Genomic DNA, 24,132 nt, shown 5'->3' on the forward strand with positions numbered 1-24,132 from the left:
GCGCATCACGAGCGGGACGCTCGTGATCATCGGGTGCGCAGCTGTGGTCAACATGATGAACACGCTAACACTCATCCTTTGAGAATCTCAAAGGGGCGCTTTGAGACAGCGGCGCACGGGGCCCTCTTGCGCGGGCCCGGAGAACGCCGCCGCCCCAGCGCTACGGGCGGCGTACCCGGCGCTGGGGCGGTTCGGTGTGTGAGAAAGCCAACGGGGGCGTTACGACCCGACGCGCGCCGCGTCGTCGGCCTGGTCCTCCTGGCTGCGGTTCTCGGCGAGCTTCTGCTTCGCACCCGCGACGCGCCCGGAGATCTGCGCGGACATCTCGTCGCGCTGCTTGCGCAGGAGGACGAAGGAGAGCGGGGCGGAGAGCACGAGGGCGAGCAGGACGACCCAGGCGCCGTTGGCGTCGCCGAGCCCGGCGGGGACCAGGCCGAACCGGACGAGGAGCGCGACGACGGCGAGGCAGCCGACGAAGATGCCCAGGCGCATCGCGGTGTATCGGATCGTTGCGCTCGGCTTGAGGGACACGGTGACCCCTTCTCTCTCGTCGTGGTCGGATGCGTCGTGCGTCACGCGCCGGGCGTCACGCGCCGGGCGTCACGCGTCGCACGGCGCCTTCCAGTGAAGCATGCCGAGACCCGGCAGCGGCCCGCCGGGGTGCGCGGGGGCGGCCCGTCCGGCCGCCGTCACAGGAGCGGCAGGAGCATCGTGATGTCGTCGCGGTCGTCGCCTGGGGCTATCCGGACGGCGCCGGGGACGCGACCCACCTCCTTGTAGCCACAGGAGGCGTAGAAGCGCTCCAGGCCGAAGCCGCCGCGGCAGCCGAGGCGGATGGCGTCGATTCCCTCGATCGAGCGGGCCGCCGCCTCGGTGGCGGCCATGAGGTCGCGCCCGAGGCCCCTGCCCTGGTGGCGCGGATGGACCATCACCGTGCAGGCCCACAGCCAGTGCCGATGGAGCCGGTGCGCGTTGCGGACGAGGAAGGCGGTCGCGGCGACCGCCCCGGCCCCGTCGTGCCCGACCAGCAGCCGGCGGCTCCCGTCTGCGACGCCGACGAGGTGTTCGTCGAGCGAGGGGCGGACGTCGTCGTGGGTGACCGGGGGCACGAAGCCCACGGCGCCGCCCGCGTTGGAGACGTCGACCCAGAGTTCGAGGATTCCCTCACACAGGGAGGGCCCGACGACCGGATCCAGGGTGAAAGTAATGGTCATTTTGCGAGTTTAGTCATTACCTCATGGGCCGTCCAGGCAAAGCTGAACCCCGGCCCATGGGCCGGGGTCAACTCGCCGGAAGCGGCTGCGGCGCGCCGGGCGCCGGAGGGTCAGACGCGCATCGCCTGCGGGGTCTCGCGCAGGTTCGCGTCCGGGCCGGGGTACTCGCGGATGATCTCGTAGCGCGTGTTGCGCTCGACCGGGCGGAAGCCGGCCTCCCGGATCAGCTCCAGCAGGTCCTCGCGGCCCAGCTTGTTCGGGGTGCCGTAGTTGTCCGCGTCGTGGGTGATCTTGTACTCGACGACCGAGCCGTCCATGTCGTCCGCACCGTGCTGGAGTGCGAGCTGGGCGGTCTGCACGCCGTGCATCACCCAGAAGACCTTGACGTGCGGCACGTTGTCGAAGAGCAGCCGCGAGACCGCGAAGGTCTTCAGCGCCTCGGCGCCGGTGGCCATGGTCGTGCGCGCCTGGAGCCTGTTGCGCACCTTGCCGTCCTGCATGTCCACGAAGTCGTGCTGGTAGCGCAGCGGGATGAAGACCTGGAACCCGCCGGTCTCGTCCTGGAGCTCCCGCAGCCGCAGCACGTGGTCCACGCGGTGGCGCGGCTCCTCGATGTGCCCGTACAGCATCGTCGAGGGGGTCTTGAGGCCCTTCGCGTGCGCGAGCCGGTGGATGCGCGACCAGTCCTCCCAGTGGGTGCGGTGGTCGACGATGTGCTGGCGCACCTCCCAGTCGAAGATCTCCGCACCGCCGCCGGTGAGCGACTCCAGGCCCGCCTCGATCAGCTCGTCCAGGATGTCGGAGGCCGACATGCCGGAGATCGTCTCGAAGTGGTGGATCTCGGTCGCCGTGAACGCCTTCAGCGAGACGTTCGGCAGGGCCTTCTTCAGCTCGGACAGCGAGCGCGGGTAGTAGCGCCACGGCAGGTTCGGGTGCAGGCCGTTGACGATGTGCAGCTCGGTGAGGTTCTCCGTCTCCATGGCCTTGGCCAGGCGGACGGCCTCCTCGATGCGCATCGTGTACGCGTCCTTCTCGCCCGGCTTGCGCTGGAAGGAGCAGTAGGCGCACGACGCGGTGCACACGTTCGTCATGTTGAGGTGCCGGTTGACGTTGAAGTGGACGACGTCACCGTTCTTGCGCGTGCGCACCTCGTGGGCGAGGCCACCGAGCCAGGCCAGGTCGTCCGACTCGTAGAGGGCGATGCCGTCCTCACGGGTCAGCCGCTCGCCGGAGCGGACCTTCTCCTCCAGCTCACGCTTGAGCCCAGCGTCCATGTACCGGTCGCCTCCTCTAGATGCCTCTTGCCTGTCCTGCAAACCCTGACCCACCGTACTCTCAGGCTTCCTCGGGCAGCTCCCCGACCCGGTTCTCCCACTTCGTGGAGAGCACGATGGTGGTGCGGGTGCGCGAGACGCCCTTGGTGCCGGAGAGCTTGCGGATGATCTTCTCCAGGCCGTCCACGTCGCTGGCGCGCACCTTGAGCATGTAGGAGTCGTCGCCGGCGATGAACCAGCAGTCCTCGATCTCCGCGAGGTCGCGCAGCCGCCGTGCCACGTCCTCGTGGTCGGCGGCGTCGGAGAGGGAGATGCCGATCAGTGCGGTGACGCCGAGGCCGAGCGAGGCGGAGTCGACCGTCGCGCGGTAGCCGGTGATGACACCGGCCGTCTCCAGACGGTTGATGCGGTCGGTGACGCTGGGGCCGGAGAGGCCCACGAGACGGCCCAGCTCCGCGTATGAGGCGCGACCGTTCTCCCGGAGTGCCTGGATGAGCTGCCTGTCCACCGTGTCCATGACGTGGGGCCTTCCATTATTCGGCGATCCTGCAAGTCTAGGTATAGAATCTAAGGCATGCGGGGTCAACACCCTGCGATTTCCTTCATCAGATCACTAACGATCTTCAGGAGTGATACACCGTGTTCACGATCGAGATGGCGCACGCACACATGCGACAGCTCCAGGAGCTGGCCAACCGATCCCGAGCCCACCAGCCCGTCGCGGCCGCCCGCGTCGACAAGGCACGCAAGCCGCTCGGCCGCAAGAAGGCCTAGTCACCGGCCTAGTCGGCACCGTTCGCCTCCCGGGGAGCGCGGGAGCCTCCCAGCTCCCCCTCCCAGCGGCGGTACAGCCGGTGCGGCACCCCTGCCGCGTCCAGCACCCGCCCCGCGACGAAGTCCACCAGATCCTGGATGTGCGTCGCACCCGCGTAGAACGCCGGAGAGGCGGGCAGCACGACCGCGCCCGCCTCGTCCAGCGCCACCAGATGCTTCAGCGTCTGTCCGTTCAGCGGGGTCTCCCGCACCGCGACCACCAGTCGGCGCCGCTCCTTGAGCGTCACGCTCGCCACGCGCTGGAGCAGGTCCTTCGACAGCCCGAGCGCCACCCCCGCCACGCAAGCCGTGGACGCCGGGACGATCAGCATCCCCTTGACCGGGTACGAGCCCGAGCTCGGGCCGGCGGCCAGGTCCCCGGCACCCCAGTACCGCACGTCCGCGTCGGCCGCCAGGCCCTCGAAGGTCCCCGGCTTGCCGTCGGCTCCGCGTGCCAGCCACTCCGCGAGGTCCGCGCGCCAGTGCGCGTCACGGAAGGCGATGCCCGTCTCGTCCAGCAGGGTGAGACGCGAGGCCCGGCTCACGACCAGGTCGACGCTCTCCCCCGCGGCGAGCAGGCCACGGAGCACCGCCGCCGCGTAGGGCGTCCCGGACGCTCCGGAAACCCCGACCACCCACGGCGTGCGATTGCGCTCTGTCATACCTCCGAGACTATCCGGCCACGCCGTGCGGGCACTCAGTAAGGTGACCGCACGTTCCCGTAGGGGGAGCCGCGAAGGGGGCGAAGATGAGCACGACGGTCGATACCGGCTGGACGCAGACCCGCAGGGCCAAGGCGGCTGCCCAGCTGATGCTGGGCTGGGTGGCCCTGCTGTGGGCCCTGGAGGCAGTCGACCACCTCACCGGTCACGCCCTCGACCAGTACGGGATCGTCGCCCGTGACCCCGACACGCTCACCGGCGTCGTCTCCGCGGCCTTCCTGCACTTCGGCTTCGACCACGTCGCCGCCAACAGCGTCCCGCTGCTGGTCCTCGGCTTCATAGCCGCCCTGTCCGGGATCCGCCGGTTCCTCGCGGTGTGTGGCCTGATCCTGCTCGCCGACGGCCTCGGCACCTGGCTGATATCCCCGTCCGGCACCATGACGCTGGGTGCCTCCGGCATCGTCTTCGGCCTCTTCGGCTATCTGCTCGTACGGGGCTTCGTCGAGCGCAAGGCGCTGGGCATCGCGGTGGCCGTGGGCGTGGCCGCCGTCTGGGGCACCACGGTCGTCTCCGGCATCATGCCGACGGACTCGGGCGTCAGCTGGCAGGGACACCTGTGCGGCCTGGTGGCCGGCATCGTGACGGCCCTGTACTTCCAGCGCCCGGCCCGCCGCCCGGCGGCCGTCACGGGCTGACCGCCGCCCGGTCCGCGGGCGGGCCCGGGGCCTCCCGCAGCCCTGCCCGGGAAGCCGCTCGCGCACCTGCCGGCGTCGGTCCCGGCGGCGCCCCGGCCGCTGCGCTCGACGGCAGGTGGCCGGCTGCTCAGAAGGTCAGGCCACGCACCACGAGATCGGCCAGGGCGCACACGAAGAGGGCGATGCCGATGAAGCCGTTCACGGTGAAGAAGGCCCGGTTCAGGCGCGACAGGTCGTGCGGCGTCACGATGGTGTGCTCGTAGACGAAGGCGACGACGACGATCGCCAGACCGGCCCAGAACAGCGGGCCCGCGTCCGTGGCGAGCGCGTACCAGGCCAGCAGGGCCGTGGTCACGACGTGGGAGCCGCGCGCGCCCCACAGGGCGGCCGGGACGCCGAAGCGGGCCGGGACGGACTTGACGCCCTCCGCGCGGTCGGCGGCCACATCCTGGCAGGCGAAGATCAGGTCGAAGCCGCCGATCCAGACGCCGACCGCCAGACCCAGGATCACCGCGTCCCAGGACCACTCCCCGGTGATCGCCAGCCAGGCCCCGACCGGGCCCATCGCCTGGGCCAGTCCGAGGATGGCGTGCGGGAGGTTCGTGAACCGCTTGCCGTACGGGTAGACCACCATCGGGACGACGGCGACCGGCGCCAGCGCCAGACACAGCGGGTTCAGCAGAGCCGCCGAGCCGAGGAAGACCACGAGCGCGATCGCCGCACCGGTCCAGGCCGAGCGGACCGACACCGCACCGGTGACCAGCTCACGCCCCGCGGTCCGCGGGTTGCGGGCGTCGATCTCGCGGTCGATGATCCGGTTCGCGGCCATCGCGAAGGTCCGCAGCCCCACCATGCAGACCGTGACCAGCAGCAGCTTGCCCCAGTGCACGGTCCGGTCGAGCTGGAACATGGCGGTCAGGGCGGCGATGTAGGCGAACGGCAGCGCGAAGACCGAGTGCTCGATCATCACCAGCCGCAGGAAGGCCCTGACCTTGTTGGCGGCCTCCGGGGCGGGCCCCTGTCCGACCACTCCGTCGGCGGTGGCCATCATGCGACCTCCCTCCGGAACCGTTCGAGGTCGGCGAGCAGGTCCGGCGCCCGCAGCGCACCGAGGTCCAGCGTCCGGGCGGCGGGGCCGTCCGGCTCGCCCTCGGGCGGGGTGACGTGCGCGGTGACCGCCCAGTCGGCGCCGGCGGGCCGGGCGTCCAGGCGCAGGAAGTTGCCGGCCTCGACCGTGAAGGGCTCGGCCGCCGCCAGGGCCTGCTGCAACCGCTCCGCGAAGGCGTCGGCCTCGGTGTCCCGGGCGCCGGGCAGTTCGAAGCCGTCGCCGTCGCCGTCCGCGTCGTACATCAGCGTCCAGACGTCGCCGGGCCCGGCGAACTCCTCCGGGCTCACGCCCGCGTCCCGGGCCGCGGCGATCACGCCGGGCTGGGTCGGGTCGATCTTCGGGCGCGCCAGGACGACGTACGCCTCCGCGGTGCCGAGGTGCAGTTCCGGGCCGTCCACGGGGATCGGACTCACAGGCCGTACTCCTTCCAGCGGCGGTCCACCAGGGCCGCCGTCGCCGGGTCGGACTCCACCATGTCGGGCCAGCCGCCGTCGCGCGTGTAGCCCTCCTCGGGCAGCTTCTTGGTGGCGTCGATGCCCGCCTTGCCGCCCCAGAACTGCTGGTAGGAGGCGTGGTCAAGATGGTCCACCGGTCCCTCGACCACGGTGAGGTCGCGGGAGTAGTCCGTGTTGCCGAGGGCCCGCCAGGACACCTCGTGCAGGTCGTGGACGTCGCAGTCCTTGTCCACCACGATGATCAGCTTGGTCAGCGACATCATGTGGGCGCCCCAAATGGCGTGCATGACCTTCTGCGCGTGCTTGGGGTACTTCTTGTCGATCGAGACGATCGCACAGTTGTGGAAGCCGCCCGACTCGGGCAGGTGGTAGTCCACGATGTCCGGGATGATGATCTTCAGCAGGGGCAGGAAGAACCGCTCCGTCGCACGGCCGAGCGGGCCGTCCTCGGTCGGCGGGCGGCCCACCACGATCGACTGGAGCAGCGGCCGCTTGCGCATCGTGATGCAGTCGATCTTCAGGGCCGGGAAGGGCTCCTGCGGGGTGTAGAAGCCGGTGTGGTCGCCGAAGGGGCCCTCCGGGAGCATCTCGCCGGGCTCCAACCAGCCCTCGACGACGACCTCGGCGTTGGCCGGGACCTGGAGCGGGACGGTCTTGCAGTCGACCATCTCGATCCGCTTGCCGGCGACGAAGCCGGCGAAGAGGTACTCGTCGATGTCGCCCGGCAGCGGCGCGGTGGACGCGTAGGTGACGGCGGGCGGGCAGCCGAAGGCGATCGCGACCGGCAGCCGCTCGCCCTTGGCCGCGGCGACGGCGTAGTGGTTGCGGCTGTCCTTGTGGATCTGCCAGTGCATGCCGATGGTGCGCTTGTCGTGGCGCTGGAGTCGGTAGAGGCCGAGGTTGCGCACGCCCGTCTCGGGGTGCTTGGTGTGCGTCAGGCCGAGGTTGAAGAAGGAGCCGCCGTCCTTGGGCCAGGTGAAGAGGGCGGGCAGCAGGTCCAGGTCGACGTCGTCACCGGTGAGGACGACCTCCTGGACGGGTGCGGAGTCGCCCTTCACCTTCTTCGGCGGGACGTGGACCATCGAGCCGAGCTTGCCGAAGGCCTCGCGCACCCCGATGAAGCCCTGCGGCAGCTCCGGCTTCAGCAGGCCGCCGATCTTCTCGCTGATCTCGCCGTACGACTTCAGGCCGAGGGCCTTCAGGAGGCGGCGGTCGGTCCCGAAGACGTTCATGGCCAGCGGCATGGCCGAGCCCTTGACGTTCTCGAAGAGCAGCGCGGGACCGCCCGCCTTGTTCACTCTGTCGACGATCTCCCCGACCTCCAGGTACGGGTCGACTTCGGCCTTGATGCGCTTGAGGTCGCCCTCTCGCTCCAGAGCCCGGAGCAGCGAGCGGAGATCGTCGTAAGCCATAGGGGTCAGTATCCGTCACCAACTACGCTGGGAGCGTCACCGGGGCCCCTTGCGGGTCCGTCGCCACTGCCCGGGAGTCGGTCCCACACCGTGCTGCGCTACCTGCCGTTCCTGCTGATCATCGCGCTGACCATCTACGCCTTCATCGACTGCCTGAACACGCCGGAGCAGGAGGTCAAGCACCTGCCCAAGCCGATGTGGGTGATCATCATCCTGCTCTTCTCCATCGTGGGGCCGGTGGTGTGGCTGTTCGCGGGCAAGCAGCGGGTGGCCTCCGGCGGCGTACGGGGCCCCCGGGGCGGCCGCACCCAGTGGGTGGCTCCCGACGACAATCCGGAATTCCTGAAGTCCCTGCGCGAGGAGCAGGACGACAAGAACCGGGACAAGGACCGGGACAAGGACCGGGACAAGGACAAGGACAACGGCAAGGACGCCGACTAGGGCCGGCCGGGCTTCCGGCCGGAAGGCCTCAGGAGGCCTTGGGGACCCGGCTGAAGGACGCGTACGACTCGCGCAGCCGAGCCCGGCGGGCGTCCGTCCAGGCGGACCAGTCCGTCGGGCGTCCGGCCAGCGCGGCGTCCAACAGCTCGAAGTGCTCGTGCCAGCCGGCCAGGCAGTCGAGGCGGTCCTCGTCGGAGCCGCCGCGCTCGTTCACGAACCGGACGACCGTCGAATCGGTGCCGACCGCCTCCAGGTGGAAGCGGATCCGGCCCTGCTCGCTCACCGTGTACTCGGCGACGCGCTCCACGTCCCAGGCGGTGACGTGTCCGCTCGCCACGGTGGGGGTGTTCAGCCAGCGCAGCGTGACGGACCCGCCGAGCCGCCGCTCCAGCACGTCGGCCGCGGCCAGCCAACCGCGCAGCCCCTCGGGCGTGGTCAGGGCGTGCCAGAGGGCCTCGTAGGCGTACGGGAGATGCAGCTCGAAGCGGAGCAGCCAGTGGTTCTCGCCGCGCCGTTCGCTGGTGGCATGGCTCACGAGGGACATGCCACCAGCGTCTCACTCCCGCCGGTCAGACGCCCGCGTACGAGTGCTTGCCGCTGAGCAGGATGTTCACGCCGTAGTAGTTCCAGATCCAGCAGGCGAAGGCGAAGAGGGCCAGGTAGGCGGCCTTGCGGCCCTTCCAGCCGGCGGTGGCGCGGGCGTGCAGGTAGCAGGCGTACGCCACCCAGGTCACGAAGGACCAGACCTCCTTGGGGTCCCAGCCCCAGTAGCGGCCCCAGGCGTCGCCCGCCCAGATCGCGCCCGCGATGATCGTGAAGGTCCACAGCGGGAAGACGGCCGCGTTGATGCGGTACGAGAACTTGTCCAGCGAGGCCGCCGAGGGCAGGCGCTCCAGGACGGAGGAGGTGATCCTGCCGGGCTTGCCGCCGCCGGCGAGCTTGGCCTCGTAGGAGTCCCGGAAGAGGTAGAGGACCGCGCCGGCCGCACCGAGGTAGAAGACGGCGCCGCAGAAGATGGCGGTGGAGACGTGGATCCACAGCCAGTACGAGTGCAGGGCCGGAACCAGCTGGTCGCTGTCGGTGTAGAGCCAGGTGACCGCGATGCCGAGGTCCAGCAGGACGGTGGTGACCAGGATCAGGCCGAGCCAGCGGACGTTCTTCTTGAGGGCGAGCAGCACCAGGTACGTGCCGACGGCCACCGTGGAGAAGGTGATCGAGAACTCGTACATGTTGCCCCAGGGGGCCCGCTCGACCGACATCGCGCGGGTGACCACTCCGGCCGCCTCGACGAGGAAGGCGAGCGCGGTGAGCGAGACCGCGATCCGCCCGTACAGGTCGCCCTGCACGGTGCCGCCGGCGGCACCGGGGCCGTCCGGGACGTCCCGGGTTCCGGCGCCGGAGCGGGTGGTGACCCGGGGCCGGTCCAGTACGGCCGTGGCGCCGCCCTTGCCGCGCACCTGCACGGCCGGGGCAGCCGACGCGGCCGCGGTGGAGCCGGTGAGCGCCGCGGCCGTGCGGGCCACCTTGCTGCGGCTACCGAAGGTCCACTCGGCGATGTGCGCGAAGAAGGCGAGCGTGTAGACCGCCATCGACGAATAGACCAGGTAGTTGCTGATCTCAGCCAGATTCTCGTTGGCTGCGGCTGCGAGCGGCGTCATCCGCGCTCTCCTTCAGGGGATTCTTCGACAGGTTCGGCGGGCGTCGCGGTCGGCGCCTGCTCGTGCAGCGTGGCGGCGAGGTCCGCCAGTTCCTCCGGGAGTCTGGCGGACTCGCTGCGGCCGAGGCCCGCCATCTCCACGACGGTCACGCCGTCCTTGCCCGCCACGGCGCGCACCCAGATCCGGCGGCGCTGGATGAACAGCGACCCGGCCAGGCCCGCGATGGCGGCGATCGCACCCGCGAGGGCGAGGCCGCTGCCGGGCTGCTGGGTGACGGAGAAGGTGGCCCACCGCTCGATGCCCTCGAACGTCACGGTGCCCGCGCCGTTCGGCAGGGTCATCGTGTCGCCGGGCGCCAGCTTCTGCTTGAACTGCCCGCCCGAGGCGTCCTTGAACATCTCCATCTTGGAGGTGTCGAGTCGGTAGACGTTCTGCGGCAGACCCGAGTCCACGCCGAGGCTTCCGTGCCAGGCGTTGAGCATGAGCTGCGGGTTCAGCAGGGCGGGGAACTGCGAGAACATCGTTCCCATGCCCTCGCCGGCGAAGGTCGGCACGAAGACGGCGTTGAAGCCGAGCTGCTCCTGCTTGCCGTCCTTGTCCTTGTAGCCGTCGGTGACCTTGACGGCCCCGGTGGAGGTGAGGTTGCCGTCCTGCGGGAGCACCGGGACGGCGTCCTTGTAGATCACCTTCCCGGTGGGGTCGGTGACCGAGATGATCGGCGCATAGCCGTGGCCGAGCAGGTAGACCTTGGACCCGTCGATCTCCAGGGGCTTGTTGACCTGGATCTCGCGCTTCCGCGGCGTGCCGTGGGCGCCCTCGCTGAGGGTGACGTACGCCGTGAAGTCGCGCGGGGTGCCGCGCTGCGGGCCGGACATCTCGTAGGTGGCGTCGAAGCGGTCCAGGGTGAAGCTGAACGGCGGCAGGTCGTCCGGGTGGAAGAGCGTGCCGGGCTTGAAGTCGTCGTACTGGGTGAGCGTGTTCGAGAAGCCGGTGCCGCGCAGGACCAGCTTGCCGCCCTCCGACTTGAAGTACTGGCCCCAGGCGAAGGCGACGAGCATCACGATCAGCGCGACGTGGAAGATGAGGTTTCCGGCCTCGCGGAGGTAGCCCTTCTCCGCGGCGATGTGCCCGGTGCCCGCCTCGGTGCGGAAGCGCTTCGCGCCGAGCAGCGTCCTCGCGTACGAGAGGACCTCGTCGGGGGTGCTGTCGGTGCGCCAGGTGGTGTGGGCGGGCAGCCGGTCGAGCCTCCTGGGGGCGGCCGGCGGTCGGCCGCGGAGCTGGCCGACGAACTGCCAGGCGCGCGGGACGATGCAGCCGATCAACGAGATGAACAGCAGCAGGTAGATCGCGGAGAACCACACGGAGCTGTAGACGTCGAAGAGCTGGAGCGCCTCGGCGACTCCGACGTAGGACGGGTTGTCCCGCTTCCACTCGGCGACCTTCAGCGCGTCGACGTTGGTCTGCGGGACGAGGGAGCCCGGGATGGCGCCGAGTGACAGCAGGAAGAGCAGGATCAGCGCCACCCGCATGGAGGTGAGCTGCCGCCAGAACCACCGGGCCCAGCCGATCACTCCGATGCCGACCGGACCGCTGTCCTCGACGGGTGCGGTGGAGAGCTGGGAGCCGGCCTCCGCCTCGGAGGGGTCCCCCGGGGAGGGCTCGGGCGGCGTCCCGGTGGGCGTCTTGTCTGTCGTACTCATGTCCGTCGGTTCCTCAGATCCCCACCGTGAAGCTTTGGGTCCAGCTCTGCATGTCGGTGACGATGCTGTCCCACCAACCTGTGACGAGCAGCAGGCCGGTGAGGATCAGCATGCCGCCGCCGATGCGCATCACCCATGCATAGTGCTGCTTCACCCAGCCGAATGCACCGAGCGCCTTGCGGAAGGCGATCGCGGCGAGGACGAAGGGCAAGCCCAGGCCCAGGCAGTAGACGACGGTGAGCAGCGCGCCGCGGCCGGCGCTCGCCTGGTCGAGGGAGAGCGTGCTGACGGCCGCGAGGGTCGGGCCCATGCAGGGGGTCCAGCCGACTCCGAAGAGCACGCCGAGCAGCGGCGCGCCGAGCAGTCCCGCCGTGGGCCTGCGGTGGAAGCGGAACTCCCGCATGGTCAGGCCGGGGATCGCTCCCATGAAGAAGAGGCCCATGAGGATCACCACGCCGCCCAGGACGCGGGAGATGATCTCGTTGTTCTCCCGCAGGGTCTGGCCGAAGTAGCCGAAGAGCGCGCCGGTGGAGACGAAGACCGCGGTGAAGCCGGCGATGAACAGGAGCGCGCCCGCCAGCATCCGCCCGCGGCGGGCCTCGGCGAGGTCCGCTCCGCTCACGCCGGTCACGTAGGAGAGGTAACCGGGTACCAGCGGCAGGACGCACGGCGAGAAGAAGGAGACGAGCCCCGCAAGGAGCGCGATCGGCAGCGCCAGCAGCAGTGCGCCGTTCAGGACCGTCTCGTTCACACCCGTGGCCTCGGCGGCGAGGACGTACTCGACCACGGGGTCACCCCTCCGCGAGGACGGGGTCGATCATTGAGCGCAGCTGCTCCTCGCTGAGGGGGGCCAGGGTGCGCGCGGCGATCCTGCCCTCCTTGTCCAGGACGAGCGTGGACGGGATGGCGTTCGGGCTGAGGCTGCCCTTGGGGAAGCGGAGCAGCAGCTTGCCGTCGGGGTCGTAGAGGCTCGGGTAGGGGACCTTGAAGGTCTCCTCGAACGCGGCGGCGTTCTGCTTGCTGTTGTCGCGGACGTTGATGCCCACGAAGACGGCGTCCTTGCCGGCGTCGGCGAGCTCCTTGGAGACCTTCGCGAAGGACGGGGCCTCGGCGCGGCAGGGCGGGCACCAGGAGCCCCACACGTTGAGGACGACGACCTTGCCCTTGAGGGCGGTGGTGTCGAGGGTCTTGCCGTCGACGGTCTCGCCGTCGAGCTTGGGGGCCTCGGTGCGCTCGCCCTTGGCCGCGGTGGAGATGCCGCTCTCGCCCGTGACGTAGTTGCCGCCGCTGCCGGTCGGCTTGCCGCTGTCCGTACCGCTGCACGCCGTGAGGGCGAGGGCGCCGGTGAGGGTCACTGCGGTCAGCAGGAGGGCGCGGCCGCCGGGTGAGCGGCGTCGGGGGGCGCGGCTAAGGCTCATGTGAAAAGTTTCGCATGAGCAATTCGCGGATCCTCCGCACCCCCCGGCCGGTTGTCAATGCCCTGGTCAGGTGGTGGTTCAGGCGGCGGCGAGGTACGCGTTCCAGCCGCCGGCGGGTGACTGGCCGGGGCCGAGGGCGCGCAGCCGGTCGAGCACCTTGGGGTCCTGGACCTCCAGCCAGTCGGTGAACTGCCTGAAAGACACGAGCCGTACATCCCTTTTGTCCGCCATGCCCTTGAGTGCTTCCTCGACGGCGTCCATATAGATGCCGCCGTTCCACTCCTCGAAGTGGTTGCCGATGAAGAGCGGGGCGCGGTTGGTCTCGTAGGCCCTGCGGAACCCGCCGAGATAGGTGGCGGTGGCCTGGGTGCGCCAGGCCGGGTAGTGGGCGGGCGCACCCCTCGTGGTGTTCTTCGACTGGTTGGCGAGGATGTTGTAGTCCATCGACAGCACCTCGAAGGAGTGCCCCGGGAAGGGCAGGGACTGCAGCGGCAGGTCCCAGATGCCGGACCGGCGCACGGGCCATACCTGGAGGCCGCCGGGCGAGCTGGCGTCGTAGCGCCAGCCCAGCTTCCGGGCGGTCGGCAGGAGGTTGTCCCGGCCCAGGAGGCAGGGGGTGCGGGCGCCGGTCAGTTCCTTGCGGTAGTCGAAGGGCAGCGGTTCCGCATCGGTGAACCCGGTGTTCGTGCGCCAGCTTGTGACGAAGGACACGGCCTGGTCGATCTCGCTCTGCCAGTCCTCCGGGGTCCAGCGGGCGACGGAGCCGGGCCCCCCGCAGAAGTGGCCGTTGAAGTGCGTGCCTATCTCGTGCCCGTCGAGCCATGCCTCGCGGACGTGGCCGAGGGTGGCACGGACGTTCTCGTCCTTCAGGTAGCCGATGTCGGACGCGCCGACGGGATTGTTCGGCGGCCGGTAGAGGTGCCGCTTCGACTCGGGCAGCAGGTAGATGCCGGAGAGGAAGAAGGTCATGGCCGCGCCGTGGTCCCTGGCGAGCTTCAGGAAGCGCGGGAAGAGACCGTTGCCGACCTCCCCCGCGCCGTCCCAGCTGAAGACGACGAACTGCGGCGGAGTCTCGCCCGGCTGGAGGGGCACCGGCGGGTCGGGCTGGTGGGGCTGCGGTCCGGTGTCGGCCGTCGAACCGTCACCGATGGGCCTGGCGGGCGCCTTCCCACCGGGCCCCGGGTCCTTCGCGGGCCCGGGAGCGCCGGGACCGGACACGCCGGGCAGTCCGCAGCCGGCGACTCCCATCGCGGCCGCGGCGCCAAGTCCCAGTCCCAGCAGCCCCCTCCGACTGACTCCCCTGATGTCGCGCATGTCACCGTCCCCATCGTCGTCAACACGCCCCGACCGAAAGTCCATATAAGCGGACAAGCCGACCGGACATGTGTGCTGACACGGTGATTCCCGCGCATCTTGTATTTAATGAGACAGATCTGTAACGGCCCGTAACGGACCGTCGGACCCGGAGACGGGACCGTCCCGATCCGGTCTGGTCCGACCCGGTCCTGTCCCGTCCCGTCCTGTCCTGTCCTGTCCTGTCCTGCCCGATCAGGCTCCGAACGCCTTGGAAGCGCCCTTCACCGGCTTCGCCCCGGCCAGCAGGTGGGCCGGGACCAGGTCCCGGGCCGGCTCGCTGTAGCCCACCGACACCAGCTTGTCGCCCTGGAAGGTGAAGGACGTCAGGGACGCCAGGGTGCACTGGCGGCGGCGCGGGTCGTGCCACAGCCGGCGCTTCTCCGCGAAACTGCGCACGATCCAGATCGGCAGCTGGTGGCTGACCGCCACCGCCTCGTGGCCGCGGGCCGCGTCGCGCGCGGCCTCCAGCGCGCTCATCATCCGGACCACCTGCTCGACGTACGGCTCGCCCCAGGAGGGCTTGAACGGGTTCGTCAGGTGCTTCCAGTTGCCGGGCTTGCGCAGCGCGCCGTCGCCGACGCCGAAGGTCTTGCCCTCGAAGACGTTCTCCGCCTCCAGCAGCCGGGCGTCCGTCGCCAGGTCCAGGCCGTGGGCCTTCGCGATCGGCTCGGCCGTCTCCTGGGCCCGCTCCAGCGGCGAGGACACCACGTAGGCGATGTCCCGGCTCTTGAGGTGCTCGGCGACCCGGTCCGCCATCCGGCGGCCCAGCTCGGAGAGGTGATAGCCCTCGCGACGCCCGTACAGGACCCCGTCCGGGTTGTGCACCTCACCGTGGCGCACCAGGTGCACGACGGTGATGTCGGACGTCGCGTCGCGGCCGTCGGTGCTCATGCGGTGGCCTCCGCGGCGGCTCGGGCGGCGGCCGGCAGGGCTGCCGCGACGCGCTCGATCGCCTTCTCGTCGTGGGCGGTGGAGACGAACCAGGACTCGAAGGCGGACGGCGGCAGGTAGACGCCCTGCGCCAGCATCGAGTGGAAGAACGCGTTGAAGCGGAAGCTCTCCTGCTTCTTCGCGTCGTCGTAGTCGCGCACCGGGTCCTCGGTGAAGAAGACCGAGAACATGTTGGACGCGGTCTGCAGGCGGTGCGCCACACCCTCCTTCGCGAGCGCCCCGGCGACCAGGCCCTGGATCTCCGCCGAGACGGCGTCGACCTTCTCGTACGCGGCCGCGTCGAGCAGCCGCAGCTGCGCGAGGCCGGCCGCGGTGGCGATCGGGTTTCCGGAGAGCGTGCCCGCCTGGTAGACGGGGCCCGCGGGGGCGAGGTGGCCCATGACGTCGGCGCGGCCGCCGAACGCCGCGGCCGGGAAGCCGCCGCCCATGACCTTGCCGAAGGTCATCAGGTCGGGCCTGACCCCGTCGACGCCGTACCAGCCGGCGCGGGACGTGCGGAAGCCCGTCATGACCTCGTCGGAGATGTAGAGCGCACCGTTCTCGCGGCACAGGTCCGCGAGCCCCTGGTTGAAGCCCTCGGCCGGGGTGACCACACCCATGTTGCCGGGCGCCGCCTCGGTGATCACGCAGGCGATCTCGCCGGGGTGCGCGGCGAAGGCCGCCCGGACCGCTTCGAGGTCGTTGTAGGGGAGCACGATCGTGTCGCCGGCCTGCGCACCCGTGACACCGGGGGTGTCCGGGAGCGCGAAGGTGGCCAGCCCGGAACCGGCGGCGGCCAGCAGGGCGTCCACGTGACCGTGGTAGCAGCCGGCGAACTTCACGACCTTGGCGCGACCGGTGAAGCCGCGTGCCAGCCGGATCGCCGACATGGTCGCCTCCGTCCCGGAGGACACCAGGCGCACCTGCTCCACGGGCTCGATGCGCCCCACGATCTCCTCCGCGAGCGCCACCTCGCCCTCACCGGGTGTACCGAAGGAGGTGCCGCGTGCGACGGCCGCCTGGACGGCCTCGACCACCTCGGGGTGGGAATGGCCGAGGATCATCGGCCCCCACGAGCAGACGAGGTCCACGTACTCGCGACCGTCGGCATCCGTGAGGTACGGACCGGTGCCGGACACCATGAACCGGGGCGTACCGCCCACGGCGCGGAAGGCGCGCACGGGAGAGTTCACGCCGCCGGGAGTCACGAGGGAGGCGCGCTCGAAGAGCGTCTGCGAAACTGGGGCTTCATACGGGTACGGGTAGCTCACACCAGCCATGGTCTCAGAGGCTGCGACAGACTTGCGGGCGGGCGTTTCACCGCGTCGCCGCGGGGGAGGTCACTGCCATGATGATCAGGCTGCGTGGCGGGGGCCGCGGGGCCGGGACGAGCAAGACCAGTCGGGTGGAGATATGCAACGCGGTGGTGGACCGGGCGAGGGTACGGACGGCCTCGACCCGCAGCGCGCCCGCGAAGCCCGCGAGGCCCGCCGCCGGGGCAGGCACCGCAGGCGCGCCACCGAGGCGGCCGACGCCGTGCCGGAGCCCGCGACGCCGCCCGAGGACGCGCCCAGGGGCCGCGGCATGGGAGTGACCTACAAGTACTTCGGCGCCCCCGACGGCGCGACGGCGGCACGGGTCCCGGTGACGATGCGGCCGGAGGAACTCGGCGGGGACGAGCTCGGCATGGGCGGCCTCTTCACCAAGATCAAGCCAGAGACGATGGCCGCGATGGTGCTGACCGGCATCGAGGGCATACCCCTGCACAAGGTGCCGCCGCTGGAACTGGTCGTCCTCCACCCCGACTACGCGGTGGTCAAGCTCCCGACGACGGTGGTCGACCCGCTCCGCGGGATCGGGGAGGAGTCCGTGGGCGCCGCCGCCTTCATCTGGTCCACGGTCCCGGACCGCGGCGGCCCGAGCGACGCCTTCAACGTCTACCAGCTGCTCCACGAGTGGCAGGATTTCAGCCACCGTCTCCACGAGGCGGGGCATCAGCCCTACTGCCTGGTCTGGCCCTGACCGCCGTCCCTTCCCGAGCCCGGGCGGTGCACACCGGACCGGAGCACGACGTCGCCCGCTGCCACGGTCCGGGCGGGGTGCGGAGCCGTCCATCGTGAAACCCGGCACGAACCGGGCGCGACCCCGCCTCAATCCGGGTACGAGCCGGGCGCGATAGTCGAAAACCGGCCATGTTTTGCCGACTGCCCCGCTACCGCCCAGTAGCCGCGCAATAGCCGTGGAACGGCGCAACCGCACCGGAACACGGGAATGCAGACGACCCGTCACCAGTCCGTCCGGTAGGCACTTTCCGGACGGACCGGGACGGGTCCGCTTTGCTCCTGGGCGAGCCTGACGGACTATGTCCGTCCCGCTCGGGTCACCTGAGGTCGCTCAGCACACCGCTCACGTTGAGGACTTCGTGGCACTCCTGGGCCTGACGGCCGGTGGCCGGAGTGCCCGGCTTCGCACAGGTCACCTGGACGGTCACAGTCTGGCTCTCGGTGATGCTGATGGGGGTGACCCAGTGGTAGTCCTGGTTGCGGAACGTCTCCAACGCGATCGTCGTGATCTTGCGGTCGCCGAAGTCGATCGTCAGCACGCCCTCGTCGCCCTGGAAGTTGGCCACCACGAGGTCCGTGATCCCGAACACCTTGCCCGCGGGCACCGTGTAGGAACCGGTCTTGCTCTGGCCGCCGCCGGTCTGCAGGTCGATGGTGGCCGAGCTCTGCAGCCCGCCGCCACCTCCGCCGGCTCCGCCACCGGAGCCACCACCGCCACCCGCCCCGGGCTGGCCGCCCTTCGCCGCACCCTGGCCGGTGCCCACACCGCCCGGCTGCTTGCCGCCGCCGGTCACCGGGTTCTGCCCCGCCCCGTCCGCCGCCGGCTCCGGGTTCCTGGCGGCCTCGGCCGCCGCCTCCTTCGCGGTGCTGCGCACGGCGGGGCGCACCAGCATGAACCAGGCGAGGAGCAGAGCGAGCAGCGCGGCCAGGACCGCGAGCAGCCATGTCGGGAAGACCGGGATCTGGACGAACTCCACCTCAAGCGGTGTCCGTACACCCTCGCGCTCGGGACGCGGCCCGGCCCCGCCGGCGTCCCCCGCCTCCCCGGCCTCCCCCGTCTCGGCCACCTCCACGGTGAACGGCCAGGTCACGGGGGATCCGAACCACACCGGGCTGCCGGTGCGGACCTTCAGCACCACCTCGGCGGATTCGCCCGGTTCCAGCTTCAGCGTGGGCGGGGCGACGTCGAACTTCAGCTCCTCGCCGGGCTGTGCGGGCGTGAAGCCCACCTTCACCGGGGCGTTCCCCTCGTTGCGCACGGCGATGCGGTATCGCCCGCGCAGCCATCCGCGGCGGCGTTTGGGAGCGCTCTCTGCGCGCAGTTCCCGGAACTCCTCCACGTGGACGGTGGTCTCGGGCACCCGCACGGCCTCGGGCTGCTCGGTGGGCAGCACGCGTACGGCGAGCGGCACGTCCCCGGCCCGCACCTGGGAGGAACGGGGCGGTGCCAGACGGATCGTCACCGTCTCCGAGGTGCCCGGGTACAGCGAGACGCGCTCCGGTTCCACCGTGGTCCAGGCAGCGCAGTCGCCGACGACTTCCAGGCGGTACGCCTCGACGATGTCGCTGTCGTTGCGCACGGTCAGGCTCGTGGTGGCGGTACCGCCCGGCATCACCGACACCGGCTCGATGTCGAGGACGGGCGCGCCAGGGCTGGGAGATGCAGCTGGGGATGTCACGCCACGACGCTACGGCCGCCGCAACGCACACCACCACGGACGCGGGGGCAAGGCCCCGGGCAGTCCCGGTGCCCCCGCAGACTTTCCCAACTCCTGCTGCACGGCCATCGGTTGGACCTCAACGTCGAGATCCGACCGGGCCGGCCACTTCCGTTACCCCACGACGCATCACGGAACAGGTACGACACATGCGCTGCGCTGACGACAACGGCATCATCCACACCTCCGGCACCGGCATATCCCGGCTCCCCGCCCAGGCCCCTGCGCCAGCCCCTGCCCCAGCCCCAGCCCCAGCCCCAGCCCCAGCCCCTTCTACTTCTGCTTCTGCTTCTGCTTCTGCTTCTGCTCGCAGAACCGGTCGACGGGTGACGGTGGCCGTGTACGCCTCCGACCCGATCCTGCGCGTCGGGGTCGTCCACCAGCTGCGCCAGCGACCCGAGATCGAGCTCGTTCCCGACGCGGAGGCCGACGCTGCGCAGGTGTCGCTCGTGACCGTGGACAGCGTGGACGACGAAACCGCAGCCCTGCTGTACCGGCTGCGGCACAACCCCCACACCCGCACCGGACTCGTGGTCGGCACCTTCGAGTCGGGCGACGCGCTGCAGCGTGCCATCGAGTGCGGGGTCAGCGCGGTGCTCCGGCGCGCCGAGGCAGACCAGGACCGGCTCCTGCGACTGGTGCTGGCCATAGCGAACGGCGAGGGAGTGCTGCCCGGAGACCTGCTGGCCAAGCTCCTCGACCACATGGGCAGCCTCCAGCGCTCGGCTCTCGACCCGCGCTCGGTGTCCCTTTCCACGCTGACGTCGCGCGAGGCGGACATGCTGCGCCTGGTGTCGGAAGGGCTGGACACCGCGGAGATCGCCCGCAAGACCTCGTACTCCGAACGGACCGTCAAGAACGTGCTGCACGAGGTCATCACGCGCCTGCAACTACGCAACCGGACGCACGCGGTCGGCTACGCCCTGCGCAACGGTCTGATCTGACCTCCCGGCACTGCCCGAAAGCGCACACGGCGCTTCCCCCGGGTCCGGCCGCGCGGCCCTGCCGGTCCGCGCGGCCGGACCGGCAGGGTGGCGGGGTGACAGGCAGGATGCGGGACCGGACTGTGAGGTGGGCCGTGAGGGGCACGGAGGGGTCCGGCCGTCGGCGACACCGCTGGGGGAGGGCCGGCGCGTCGATGCTGCTGCTGGCGCCCTTGCTCGCGGCGACGGCGGCCGCCGGACCGGGCGACGCCGGGGCCCGGCCCCTCGCGGCCGACGCCGGGAGTGGCCGGGTGGCGTACGCCGGTACGCGCCACCGCAGCCTGGGGCGGGTGGCGGACGGCACGACCGACGCCAGTACCCCGCTGTTCGGTGACGGGCCGGTCCACCTCGACGTCCAGCCCTCGGCCCTCGGCGACCAGCTCGTCTTCGCGAGCCGCCGCGACGAGCGGACTCCGCAGGTCTACCTGCGGTCCGCGGACGGATCGGTCCGCCGGCTGACCGGCGGCATGGACGCGGGCAACCCCCGGCTGACCCCCGACGGGCGGTCGGTCGTCTTCGACTCCGCCCAGCGCGCCGCGGCCGGGGGCGTCCAGCGCGACCTGTGGCTCGTGCGCACCGATGGCACCGGCTTGACCCGCCTGACCGACACGCCCGCGAACGAGGAGCACCCCACCGTCTCCGCGGACGGCGCACGCCTTGCGTACTCCTCCGACAGCGACCGGGCCGCCGGACCGCAGGTCTACGTACGCCCCCTGCGCGGCGGCGCCGCCACCCGACTCACCGACCCGGCGAACGGCCCGGCCACCGAGCCCGTGTGGAACCCGGTGGACGACGCGGCCCATCGCGACGTGCTCGCCTACACCGCCACCGGGTCCTCCGGGCCCCGCCTGCGGTGGACGAACGGGCGCGTGGACGGTCAGCTGCTGTCCGGCGCCCAGGCCGGCTGGCGGACCCGGGGGGCAGCGTGGCTGCCCGACGGGGACGGTCTGCTCTTCGTCAGTCCGGACCGCACCTGTGACTGCAAGGGCGACTGGGACCACGTCTTCCAGGTGCCCGCGCATGCGGCGGACCCGGGGGGCAGCGTGGCTGCCCGACGGGGACGGTCTGCTCTTCGTCAGTCCGGACCGCACCTGTGACTGCAAGGGCGACTGGGACCACGTCTTCCAGGTGCCCGCGCATGCGGCGGACACGCCGAAGCTCGTGTACAGCGAGGACCGTGAGGTCGGCTCGCCCACCTGGCTCGGCCCCCTCCAGGGTGGCGGTGCCGTCGTCGAGCGGATCTCGGCGGGCGGCCCGCACGTGGTGACCCTGCAGGACGCACGGACGGACGGCTCCGACCCCCGTGACCTCAACCTGACCATCCTGAACGAGGACCCTGCGGCCGACACCAACACCGACCCGGCCAAGGACCCGCTGTTCCAGCCCGGCCCCGGCTTCGACCCGTGGACGGAGCGGCAGAACTACACGCCCGACGGGCGAAGGATCGTGGTGACCCGCTTCGAGGGCACGCCGGGCAGCAGGATCCAGCGGATCTGGACGGTCGACGCCGACGGAGCCAACGCCGCGGTCCTGCCGCTCGCCGGCCGTGCCCCCGGGGACTGGGACACCGACCCGACGTTCTCCCCCGACGGCAGGTACCTCGCCTTCACCCGTACCTCCCCCGGCGGCGTCGGCCAGGCTGCCGGGCCCGGGCGCATCCTGATCGCGGACGCCGCGACGGGGGCGATCCGCGGCGAGGTCGTCCCGCCCGCCGGACAGCCCAAGGGCGGCGACGCCCAGCCCACCTGGTCCTCCGACGGCACGACGCTCGCCTTCACGCGCAACCTGGTGATCAACGGCCACGGCGGCAACAAGCACATCTGGACCGTGCCCGTGGAGCACCTCGACCGGCAGCGCGACCTGAGCTCCACCGTCTGCTTCGGCGCCTGCGAAGTCATCGACGACAGCCCCGCGTTCTCCCCGGACGGCACCACCATCGCCTTCAACCGCAAGAACGGTGGCGGCCGCGTCGACGAACGCAGCGGCATCCTGCTCGCCTCCCCGGCGGGCGGCACCTGCCGGGTCCTGCTGCCCGACGCCGCCCGCGACAAGCCGGGAGCCTGCGGCCGCGAACTGCCCGAGACCACGGGCAACGGCCCCTACCAGCCGCGCGACGCCGCCTGGACCGCCGACGGCACGTCCCTGGTCGTCACCGGCCGCGGCTCCCGGGCCGCCAACAGCCCGGAGAAGCTCAAGCTGGTGAACGTCGCGACCGGTGCCCACAACCTGCTGGTCACCGGCCTGCCGGGCCGTCAGAAGGAACCCAGTGTGCAGCAGTCGGTGGACCTCGCGGTGCGGGCTCCCCGCAAGAGCGCGCCGCTCACCGTCGGCGGCTCGACCACCGTCCGGGTGGACGTCGTCAACCAGGGTCCGGCGGCCTCCCCCGGAACCCGGCTGACCGTCGCGCCTCCGCTCGGCGTGAGCATCACCGCGCTCACCGCACCCGGTGCGACCTGCGACGCGGCAGCCCTGACCTGCGCGCTGGGCATCGTGACGCCCGGTACCACCGTCCCGGTGACCGTCACCCTGACCGGTGTCACCCCCGGTGACCAGAGTGTGGAGTGGTCGGTCACCGGTACCGTCCTCGACCCCCGCCCCAGCGACAATGCCGGCCGGACCGTGGTGCCGGTGCGCGAGGCCCCCGTCACCCCGGAGCCGACGCCGACTCCGCCCACCCCGACACCGGCACCGCCCACGACACCGGCCCCGCCCACGACGCCGCCCACGACGCCGGCTCCGGCGCCGCTGCCGCCCGCACCCCAGGCCGGCCCCGGCGTGAGCATCACCGCACAGCCGAACCCCGGCTACGTCGGCGGCCGCGTCGTCGTCACCGTCACGGTCGCCAACGGTCGCGACGCCCTGGCCACCGGCCTGCGGCTGCGCATCGGGCTGCCCGGGGGAATCCCCCACGACGGACCGCCGCCCGGCTGCGACCGGAACTGGACGTGCGCGCTGCCGGACCTGACTCCGGGCGCCAGCAACGTGCTGCGGGTCGTCCTCAGCCCGGACAAGGCGCTCACCGGCCAGGTCACCGCGCACCTCACCACGACCGGCACGGACGCCGACCCGGGCGACAACACCGCACAGCAGGAGCTGCGCATCCTTCAGCCGCGCATCGTCGCGGTCCCGCCGATCGGCAAGCCGGGCTTCGTCACCTCGGTACGGGGCGAGGACTTCCCGCCCGGCGCGCCGGTGCGGTTCGCGTGGAAGCCGGGCATCACGGCCGCGGCGGCACCGACCGTCCCCCAGGCCGACGGCACCTTCATCGGCCAGCTGCTGATCCTCGCCAAGGACCAGACCGGCCCGCGCGTCATCACCGCGAGCGGCCCCGGATTCTCTCCGGTGCAGACCGACTTCCTCGTGGTCAACGGCACGGTGCAGCCGCCCGACGAGGTGAGCCGCCGGTGATCCACGAGGTCGACGAAGGGCTGCGGCGGCTGCTCGCGGAATCAGGTCTGGAGGCGTCGGGCGTCGAGGTCGTCTTCGACGCGCCGACCCGCGACTGGGCCGCCCGTCGCAGCGCGCCCACCGTCTGCGTGTTCCTGTACGACATCCGGGAGGACCCGACCCGGCGCGGCAGCGGCGGGGGCGAGGTGTACGACGCGGACGGGTTCGTCGTCGCGCGCCGCACCCCGCCGCGCTGGTTCGAGCTGACGTACCTGGTCACCGCCTGGGCGAGCAGGCCTCAGGACGAGCACCGGCTGCTGTCCCAGGTGCTCTCCTGCCTCGTGACCACCGATACGCTGCCCCCGCGCCTGCTCACCGGGACCCTCGCCGACCTCGGCCTGCTCGTGGACGTGGACGCGGGCGGCACCGGCATGGACGCGCCGGCCGCCTCCGACGTGTGGTCGGCGCTCGGCGGCGAGCTGAAGCCTTCACTCGGGCTGCGCGTGAAGGCCCCGCTGGCCGGGATCAGCAAGCTCACGGCCCCGCCGGTCACCCAGGGCCTGGTCGTGGACTCCGTACCGCAGGCAGGGCCGGACGGGGACGGCAGCCCGCGCCGGCTGCGCTACGTCGAACTGGGCGCGCCGGGACCGGAGGGCTTCGGCGGCTCCCGGGAACGGCCCAAGGCCCCCGCCCGCCGCCGCAGAGGAGAACGCCAGCCGTGACGCACACCCTCCAGCCCCCGGCCCCTCACCCGGCTGCGGAACAGGAACGGGACCCGGACCAGGAACGGGCCCCGGGCCCGGAACGCGGCCCGGGCCCGGAACGCGGCCCGGGCCCGGAGCGCG

The 24,132-nt window shown here is 71.4% G+C and carries 25 protein-coding genes; 8 read left to right on the plus strand and 17 right to left on the minus strand.

The window, feature by feature from the left end:
- Window positions 1-219: 219 nt before the first annotated feature.
- From AW27_RS13760 to AW27_RS13775, 4 genes are all read right to left on the minus strand, one after another.
- The gene (locus tag AW27_RS13760) at window positions 220-492 is read right to left on the minus strand and encodes a DUF4229 domain-containing protein (RefSeq protein ID WP_052030316.1); all 273 of its coding nucleotides are present in this window, start codon (window positions 490-492) and stop codon (window positions 220-222) included.
- Between the two features lie 197 nt (window positions 493-689).
- Window positions 690-1,214, minus strand: a complete 525-nt coding sequence (locus AW27_RS13765; RefSeq protein ID WP_037918798.1) for a GNAT family N-acetyltransferase — start codon at window positions 1,212-1,214, stop codon at window positions 690-692.
- A gap of 110 nt (window positions 1,215-1,324) precedes the next feature.
- Window positions 1,325-2,488 (minus strand): aminofutalosine synthase MqnE, encoded by a 1,164-nt coding sequence (gene mqnE, locus AW27_RS13770; protein ID WP_037918797.1) that lies wholly within the window; start codon window positions 2,486-2,488, stop codon window positions 1,325-1,327.
- Window positions 2,489-2,549: 61 nt separating this feature from the next.
- Entirely contained in the window at window positions 2,550-3,005 is a 456-nt protein-coding gene (locus AW27_RS13775) for an Lrp/AsnC family transcriptional regulator (protein WP_030026281.1), read from the minus strand.
- 122 nt (window positions 3,006-3,127) lie between these two features.
- Here AW27_RS13775 and AW27_RS13780 point away from each other — a divergent pair, with 122 nt between their 5' ends.
- Window positions 3,128-3,262 (plus strand): hypothetical protein, encoded by a 135-nt coding sequence (locus tag AW27_RS13780; RefSeq protein ID WP_269084508.1) that lies wholly within the window; start codon window positions 3,128-3,130, stop codon window positions 3,260-3,262.
- An 8-nt stretch (window positions 3,263-3,270) separates the two neighbouring features.
- Here the strand turns inward: AW27_RS13780 and AW27_RS13785 are convergent, their stop codons facing one another.
- Window positions 3,271-3,963 (minus strand): UbiX family flavin prenyltransferase, encoded by a 693-nt coding sequence (locus AW27_RS13785; protein ID WP_037918796.1) that lies wholly within the window; start codon window positions 3,961-3,963, stop codon window positions 3,271-3,273.
- 86 nt (window positions 3,964-4,049) lie between these two features.
- Here AW27_RS13785 and AW27_RS13790 point away from each other — a divergent pair, with 86 nt between their 5' ends.
- Window positions 4,050-4,658 (plus strand): rhomboid family intramembrane serine protease, encoded by a 609-nt coding sequence (locus AW27_RS13790; RefSeq protein WP_037918795.1) that lies wholly within the window; start codon window positions 4,050-4,052, stop codon window positions 4,656-4,658.
- Window positions 4,659-4,785: 127 nt separating this feature from the next.
- Here the strand turns inward: AW27_RS13790 and mqnP are convergent, their stop codons facing one another.
- The 3 genes from mqnP to AW27_RS13805 are packed head-to-tail and all read right to left on the minus strand — an operon-like array spanning window position 4,786 to window position 7,633.
- Window positions 4,786-5,709: a menaquinone biosynthesis prenyltransferase MqnP gene (gene mqnP, locus AW27_RS13795; RefSeq protein ID WP_037918794.1), complete on the minus strand. Its 924-nt coding sequence runs from the start codon at window positions 5,707-5,709 to the stop codon at window positions 4,786-4,788.
- A complete protein-coding gene (locus tag AW27_RS13800) occupies window positions 5,706-6,179 on the minus strand; it encodes a hypothetical protein (protein ID WP_037918792.1) in 474 nt (157 codons plus the stop codon). The genes mqnP and AW27_RS13800 overlap by 4 nt, the downstream gene beginning before the upstream one ends.
- Entirely contained in the window at window positions 6,176-7,633 is a 1,458-nt protein-coding gene (locus AW27_RS13805; RefSeq protein ID WP_037918790.1) for a menaquinone biosynthesis decarboxylase, read from the minus strand. Before AW27_RS13805 ends, AW27_RS13800 begins: the two co-directional genes overlap by 4 nt.
- 90 nt (window positions 7,634-7,723) lie before the next feature.
- On the opposite strand from AW27_RS13805, the gene AW27_RS13810 reads away from it, so the two are divergent.
- Window positions 7,724-8,074, plus strand: coding sequence for a PLD nuclease N-terminal domain-containing protein (locus AW27_RS13810; RefSeq protein ID WP_037918788.1), 351 nt, complete (start codon window positions 7,724-7,726; stop codon window positions 8,072-8,074).
- Between the two features lie 28 nt (window positions 8,075-8,102).
- On the opposite strand, the gene AW27_RS13815 is transcribed toward AW27_RS13810, so the two are convergent.
- The 8 genes from AW27_RS13815 to hemL form a co-directional block, all read right to left on the minus strand.
- A complete protein-coding gene (locus AW27_RS13815) occupies window positions 8,103-8,618 on the minus strand; it encodes an SRPBCC domain-containing protein (protein WP_037918786.1) in 516 nt (171 codons plus the stop codon).
- 25 nt (window positions 8,619-8,643) lie between these two features.
- Window positions 8,644-9,732: a c-type cytochrome biogenesis protein CcsB gene (gene ccsB, locus AW27_RS13820; RefSeq protein WP_037918784.1), complete on the minus strand. Its 1,089-nt coding sequence runs from the start codon at window positions 9,730-9,732 to the stop codon at window positions 8,644-8,646.
- Window positions 9,729-11,432: a cytochrome c biogenesis protein ResB gene (gene resB / locus AW27_RS13825; RefSeq protein WP_052030261.1), complete on the minus strand. Its 1,704-nt coding sequence runs from the start codon at window positions 11,430-11,432 to the stop codon at window positions 9,729-9,731. The genes ccsB and resB overlap by 4 nt, the downstream gene beginning before the upstream one ends.
- Before the next feature lie 13 nt (window positions 11,433-11,445).
- Window positions 11,446-12,219, minus strand: a complete 774-nt coding sequence (locus AW27_RS13830; RefSeq protein WP_037918782.1) for a cytochrome c biogenesis CcdA family protein — start codon at window positions 12,217-12,219, stop codon at window positions 11,446-11,448.
- A 4-nt stretch (window positions 12,220-12,223) separates the two neighbouring features.
- Window positions 12,224-12,850 (minus strand): TlpA family protein disulfide reductase, encoded by a 627-nt coding sequence (locus AW27_RS13835; RefSeq protein WP_037918780.1) that lies wholly within the window; start codon window positions 12,848-12,850, stop codon window positions 12,224-12,226.
- Window positions 12,851-12,928: 78 nt separating this feature from the next.
- Entirely contained in the window at window positions 12,929-14,164 is a 1,236-nt protein-coding gene (locus tag AW27_RS13840) for a polysaccharide deacetylase family protein (protein WP_370466482.1), read from the minus strand.
- Window positions 14,165-14,398: 234 nt separating this feature from the next.
- On the minus strand, window positions 14,399-15,097 hold the full coding sequence (locus AW27_RS13845; protein WP_037918777.1) for a histidine phosphatase family protein: 699 nt from the start codon (window positions 15,095-15,097) through the stop codon (window positions 14,399-14,401).
- Window positions 15,094-16,416 carry a glutamate-1-semialdehyde 2,1-aminomutase gene (gene hemL, locus AW27_RS13850; RefSeq protein ID WP_078556093.1) on the minus strand — a complete coding sequence of 441 codons (1,323 nt, stop codon included), beginning with the start codon at window positions 16,414-16,416 and terminating at the stop codon, window positions 15,094-15,096. The genes AW27_RS13845 and hemL overlap by 4 nt, the downstream gene beginning before the upstream one ends.
- A 133-nt stretch (window positions 16,417-16,549) precedes the next feature.
- On the opposite strand from hemL, the gene AW27_RS13855 reads away from it, so the two are divergent.
- Window positions 16,550-17,158, plus strand: coding sequence for a hypothetical protein (locus AW27_RS13855; protein ID WP_078556091.1), 609 nt, complete (start codon window positions 16,550-16,552; stop codon window positions 17,156-17,158).
- Between the two features lie 358 nt (window positions 17,159-17,516).
- Here the strand turns inward: AW27_RS13855 and AW27_RS13860 are convergent, their stop codons facing one another.
- Window positions 17,517-18,878, minus strand: coding sequence for a COG1470 family protein (locus AW27_RS13860; protein WP_370466484.1), 1,362 nt, complete (start codon window positions 18,876-18,878; stop codon window positions 17,517-17,519).
- Between the two features lie 212 nt (window positions 18,879-19,090).
- Here AW27_RS13860 and AW27_RS13865 point away from each other — a divergent pair, with 212 nt between their 5' ends.
- From AW27_RS13865 to AW27_RS13880, 4 genes are all read left to right on the plus strand, one after another.
- Complete coding sequence (locus tag AW27_RS13865; RefSeq protein WP_037919835.1) at window positions 19,091-19,861, plus strand: helix-turn-helix transcriptional regulator; 771 nt, start codon at window positions 19,091-19,093, stop codon at window positions 19,859-19,861.
- Between the two features lie 194 nt (window positions 19,862-20,055).
- Window positions 20,056-20,997 (plus strand): TolB family protein, encoded by a 942-nt coding sequence (locus tag AW27_RS13870; protein WP_037918771.1) that lies wholly within the window; start codon window positions 20,056-20,058, stop codon window positions 20,995-20,997.
- Entirely contained in the window at window positions 20,921-23,308 is a 2,388-nt protein-coding gene (locus tag AW27_RS13875; RefSeq protein ID WP_052030259.1) for a TolB-like translocation protein, read from the plus strand. Before AW27_RS13870 ends, AW27_RS13875 begins: the two co-directional genes overlap by 77 nt.
- Complete coding sequence (locus AW27_RS13880) at window positions 23,305-24,009, plus strand: Pvc16 family protein (RefSeq protein ID WP_037918770.1); 705 nt, start codon at window positions 23,305-23,307, stop codon at window positions 24,007-24,009. The genes AW27_RS13875 and AW27_RS13880 overlap by 4 nt, the downstream gene beginning before the upstream one ends.
- Window positions 24,010-24,132 lie beyond the last annotated feature (123 nt).

This window comes from Streptomyces sp. PCS3-D2, assembly GCF_000612545.2.
Lineage (GTDB): Bacteria > Actinomycetota > Actinomycetes > Streptomycetales > Streptomycetaceae > Streptomyces.

What these genes read in the sequence shown, in the direction of transcription:
- ccsB (WP_037918784.1), bottom strand. Translation starts at nt 9,732, where the DNA reads ATGACGCCGCTCGCAGCCGCAGCCAACGAGAATCTGGCTGAGATCAGC.
- mqnP (WP_037918794.1), bottom strand. Translation starts at nt 5,709, where the DNA reads ATGATGGCCACCGCCGACGGAGTGGTCGGACAGGGGCCCGCCCCGGAG.
- AW27_RS13815 (WP_037918786.1), bottom strand. Translation starts at nt 8,618, where the DNA reads ATGTCCCTCGTGAGCCATGCCACCAGCGAACGGCGCGGCGAGAACCAC.
- AW27_RS13845 (WP_037918777.1), bottom strand. Translation starts at nt 15,097, where the DNA reads ATGAGCACCGACGGCCGCGACGCGACGTCCGACATCACCGTCGTGCAC.
- resB (WP_052030261.1), bottom strand. Translation starts at nt 11,432, where the DNA reads ATGAGTACGACAGACAAGACGCCCACCGGGACGCCGCCCGAGCCCTCC.
- mqnE (WP_037918797.1), bottom strand. Translation starts at nt 2,488, where the DNA reads ATGGACGCTGGGCTCAAGCGTGAGCTGGAGGAGAAGGTCCGCTCCGGC.
- AW27_RS13840 (WP_370466482.1), bottom strand. Translation starts at nt 14,164, where the DNA reads ATGCGCGACATCAGGGGAGTCAGTCGGAGGGGGCTGCTGGGACTGGGA.
- AW27_RS13775 (WP_030026281.1), bottom strand. Translation starts at nt 3,005, where the DNA reads ATGGACACGGTGGACAGGCAGCTCATCCAGGCACTCCGGGAGAACGGT.
- AW27_RS13765 (WP_037918798.1), bottom strand. Translation starts at nt 1,214, where the DNA reads ATGACCATTACTTTCACCCTGGATCCGGTCGTCGGGCCCTCCCTGTGT.
- AW27_RS13835 (WP_037918780.1), bottom strand. Translation starts at nt 12,850, where the DNA reads ATGAGCCTTAGCCGCGCCCCCCGACGCCGCTCACCCGGCGGCCGCGCC.
- AW27_RS13870 (WP_037918771.1), top strand. Translation starts at nt 20,056, where the DNA reads ATGCTGCTGCTGGCGCCCTTGCTCGCGGCGACGGCGGCCGCCGGACCG.
- AW27_RS13790 (WP_037918795.1), top strand. Translation starts at nt 4,050, where the DNA reads ATGAGCACGACGGTCGATACCGGCTGGACGCAGACCCGCAGGGCCAAG.
- AW27_RS13855 (WP_078556091.1), top strand. Translation starts at nt 16,550, where the DNA reads ATGCAACGCGGTGGTGGACCGGGCGAGGGTACGGACGGCCTCGACCCG.
- AW27_RS13760 (WP_052030316.1), bottom strand. Translation starts at nt 492, where the DNA reads ATGCGCCTGGGCATCTTCGTCGGCTGCCTCGCCGTCGTCGCGCTCCTC.
- AW27_RS13875 (WP_052030259.1), top strand. Translation starts at nt 20,921, where the DNA reads ATGCGGCGGACCCGGGGGGCAGCGTGGCTGCCCGACGGGGACGGTCTG.
- hemL (WP_078556093.1), bottom strand. Translation starts at nt 16,416, where the DNA reads ATGGCTGGTGTGAGCTACCCGTACCCGTATGAAGCCCCAGTTTCGCAG.
- AW27_RS13785 (WP_037918796.1), bottom strand. Translation starts at nt 3,963, where the DNA reads ATGACAGAGCGCAATCGCACGCCGTGGGTGGTCGGGGTTTCCGGAGCG.
- AW27_RS13805 (WP_037918790.1), bottom strand. Translation starts at nt 7,633, where the DNA reads ATGGCTTACGACGATCTCCGCTCGCTGCTCCGGGCTCTGGAGCGAGAG.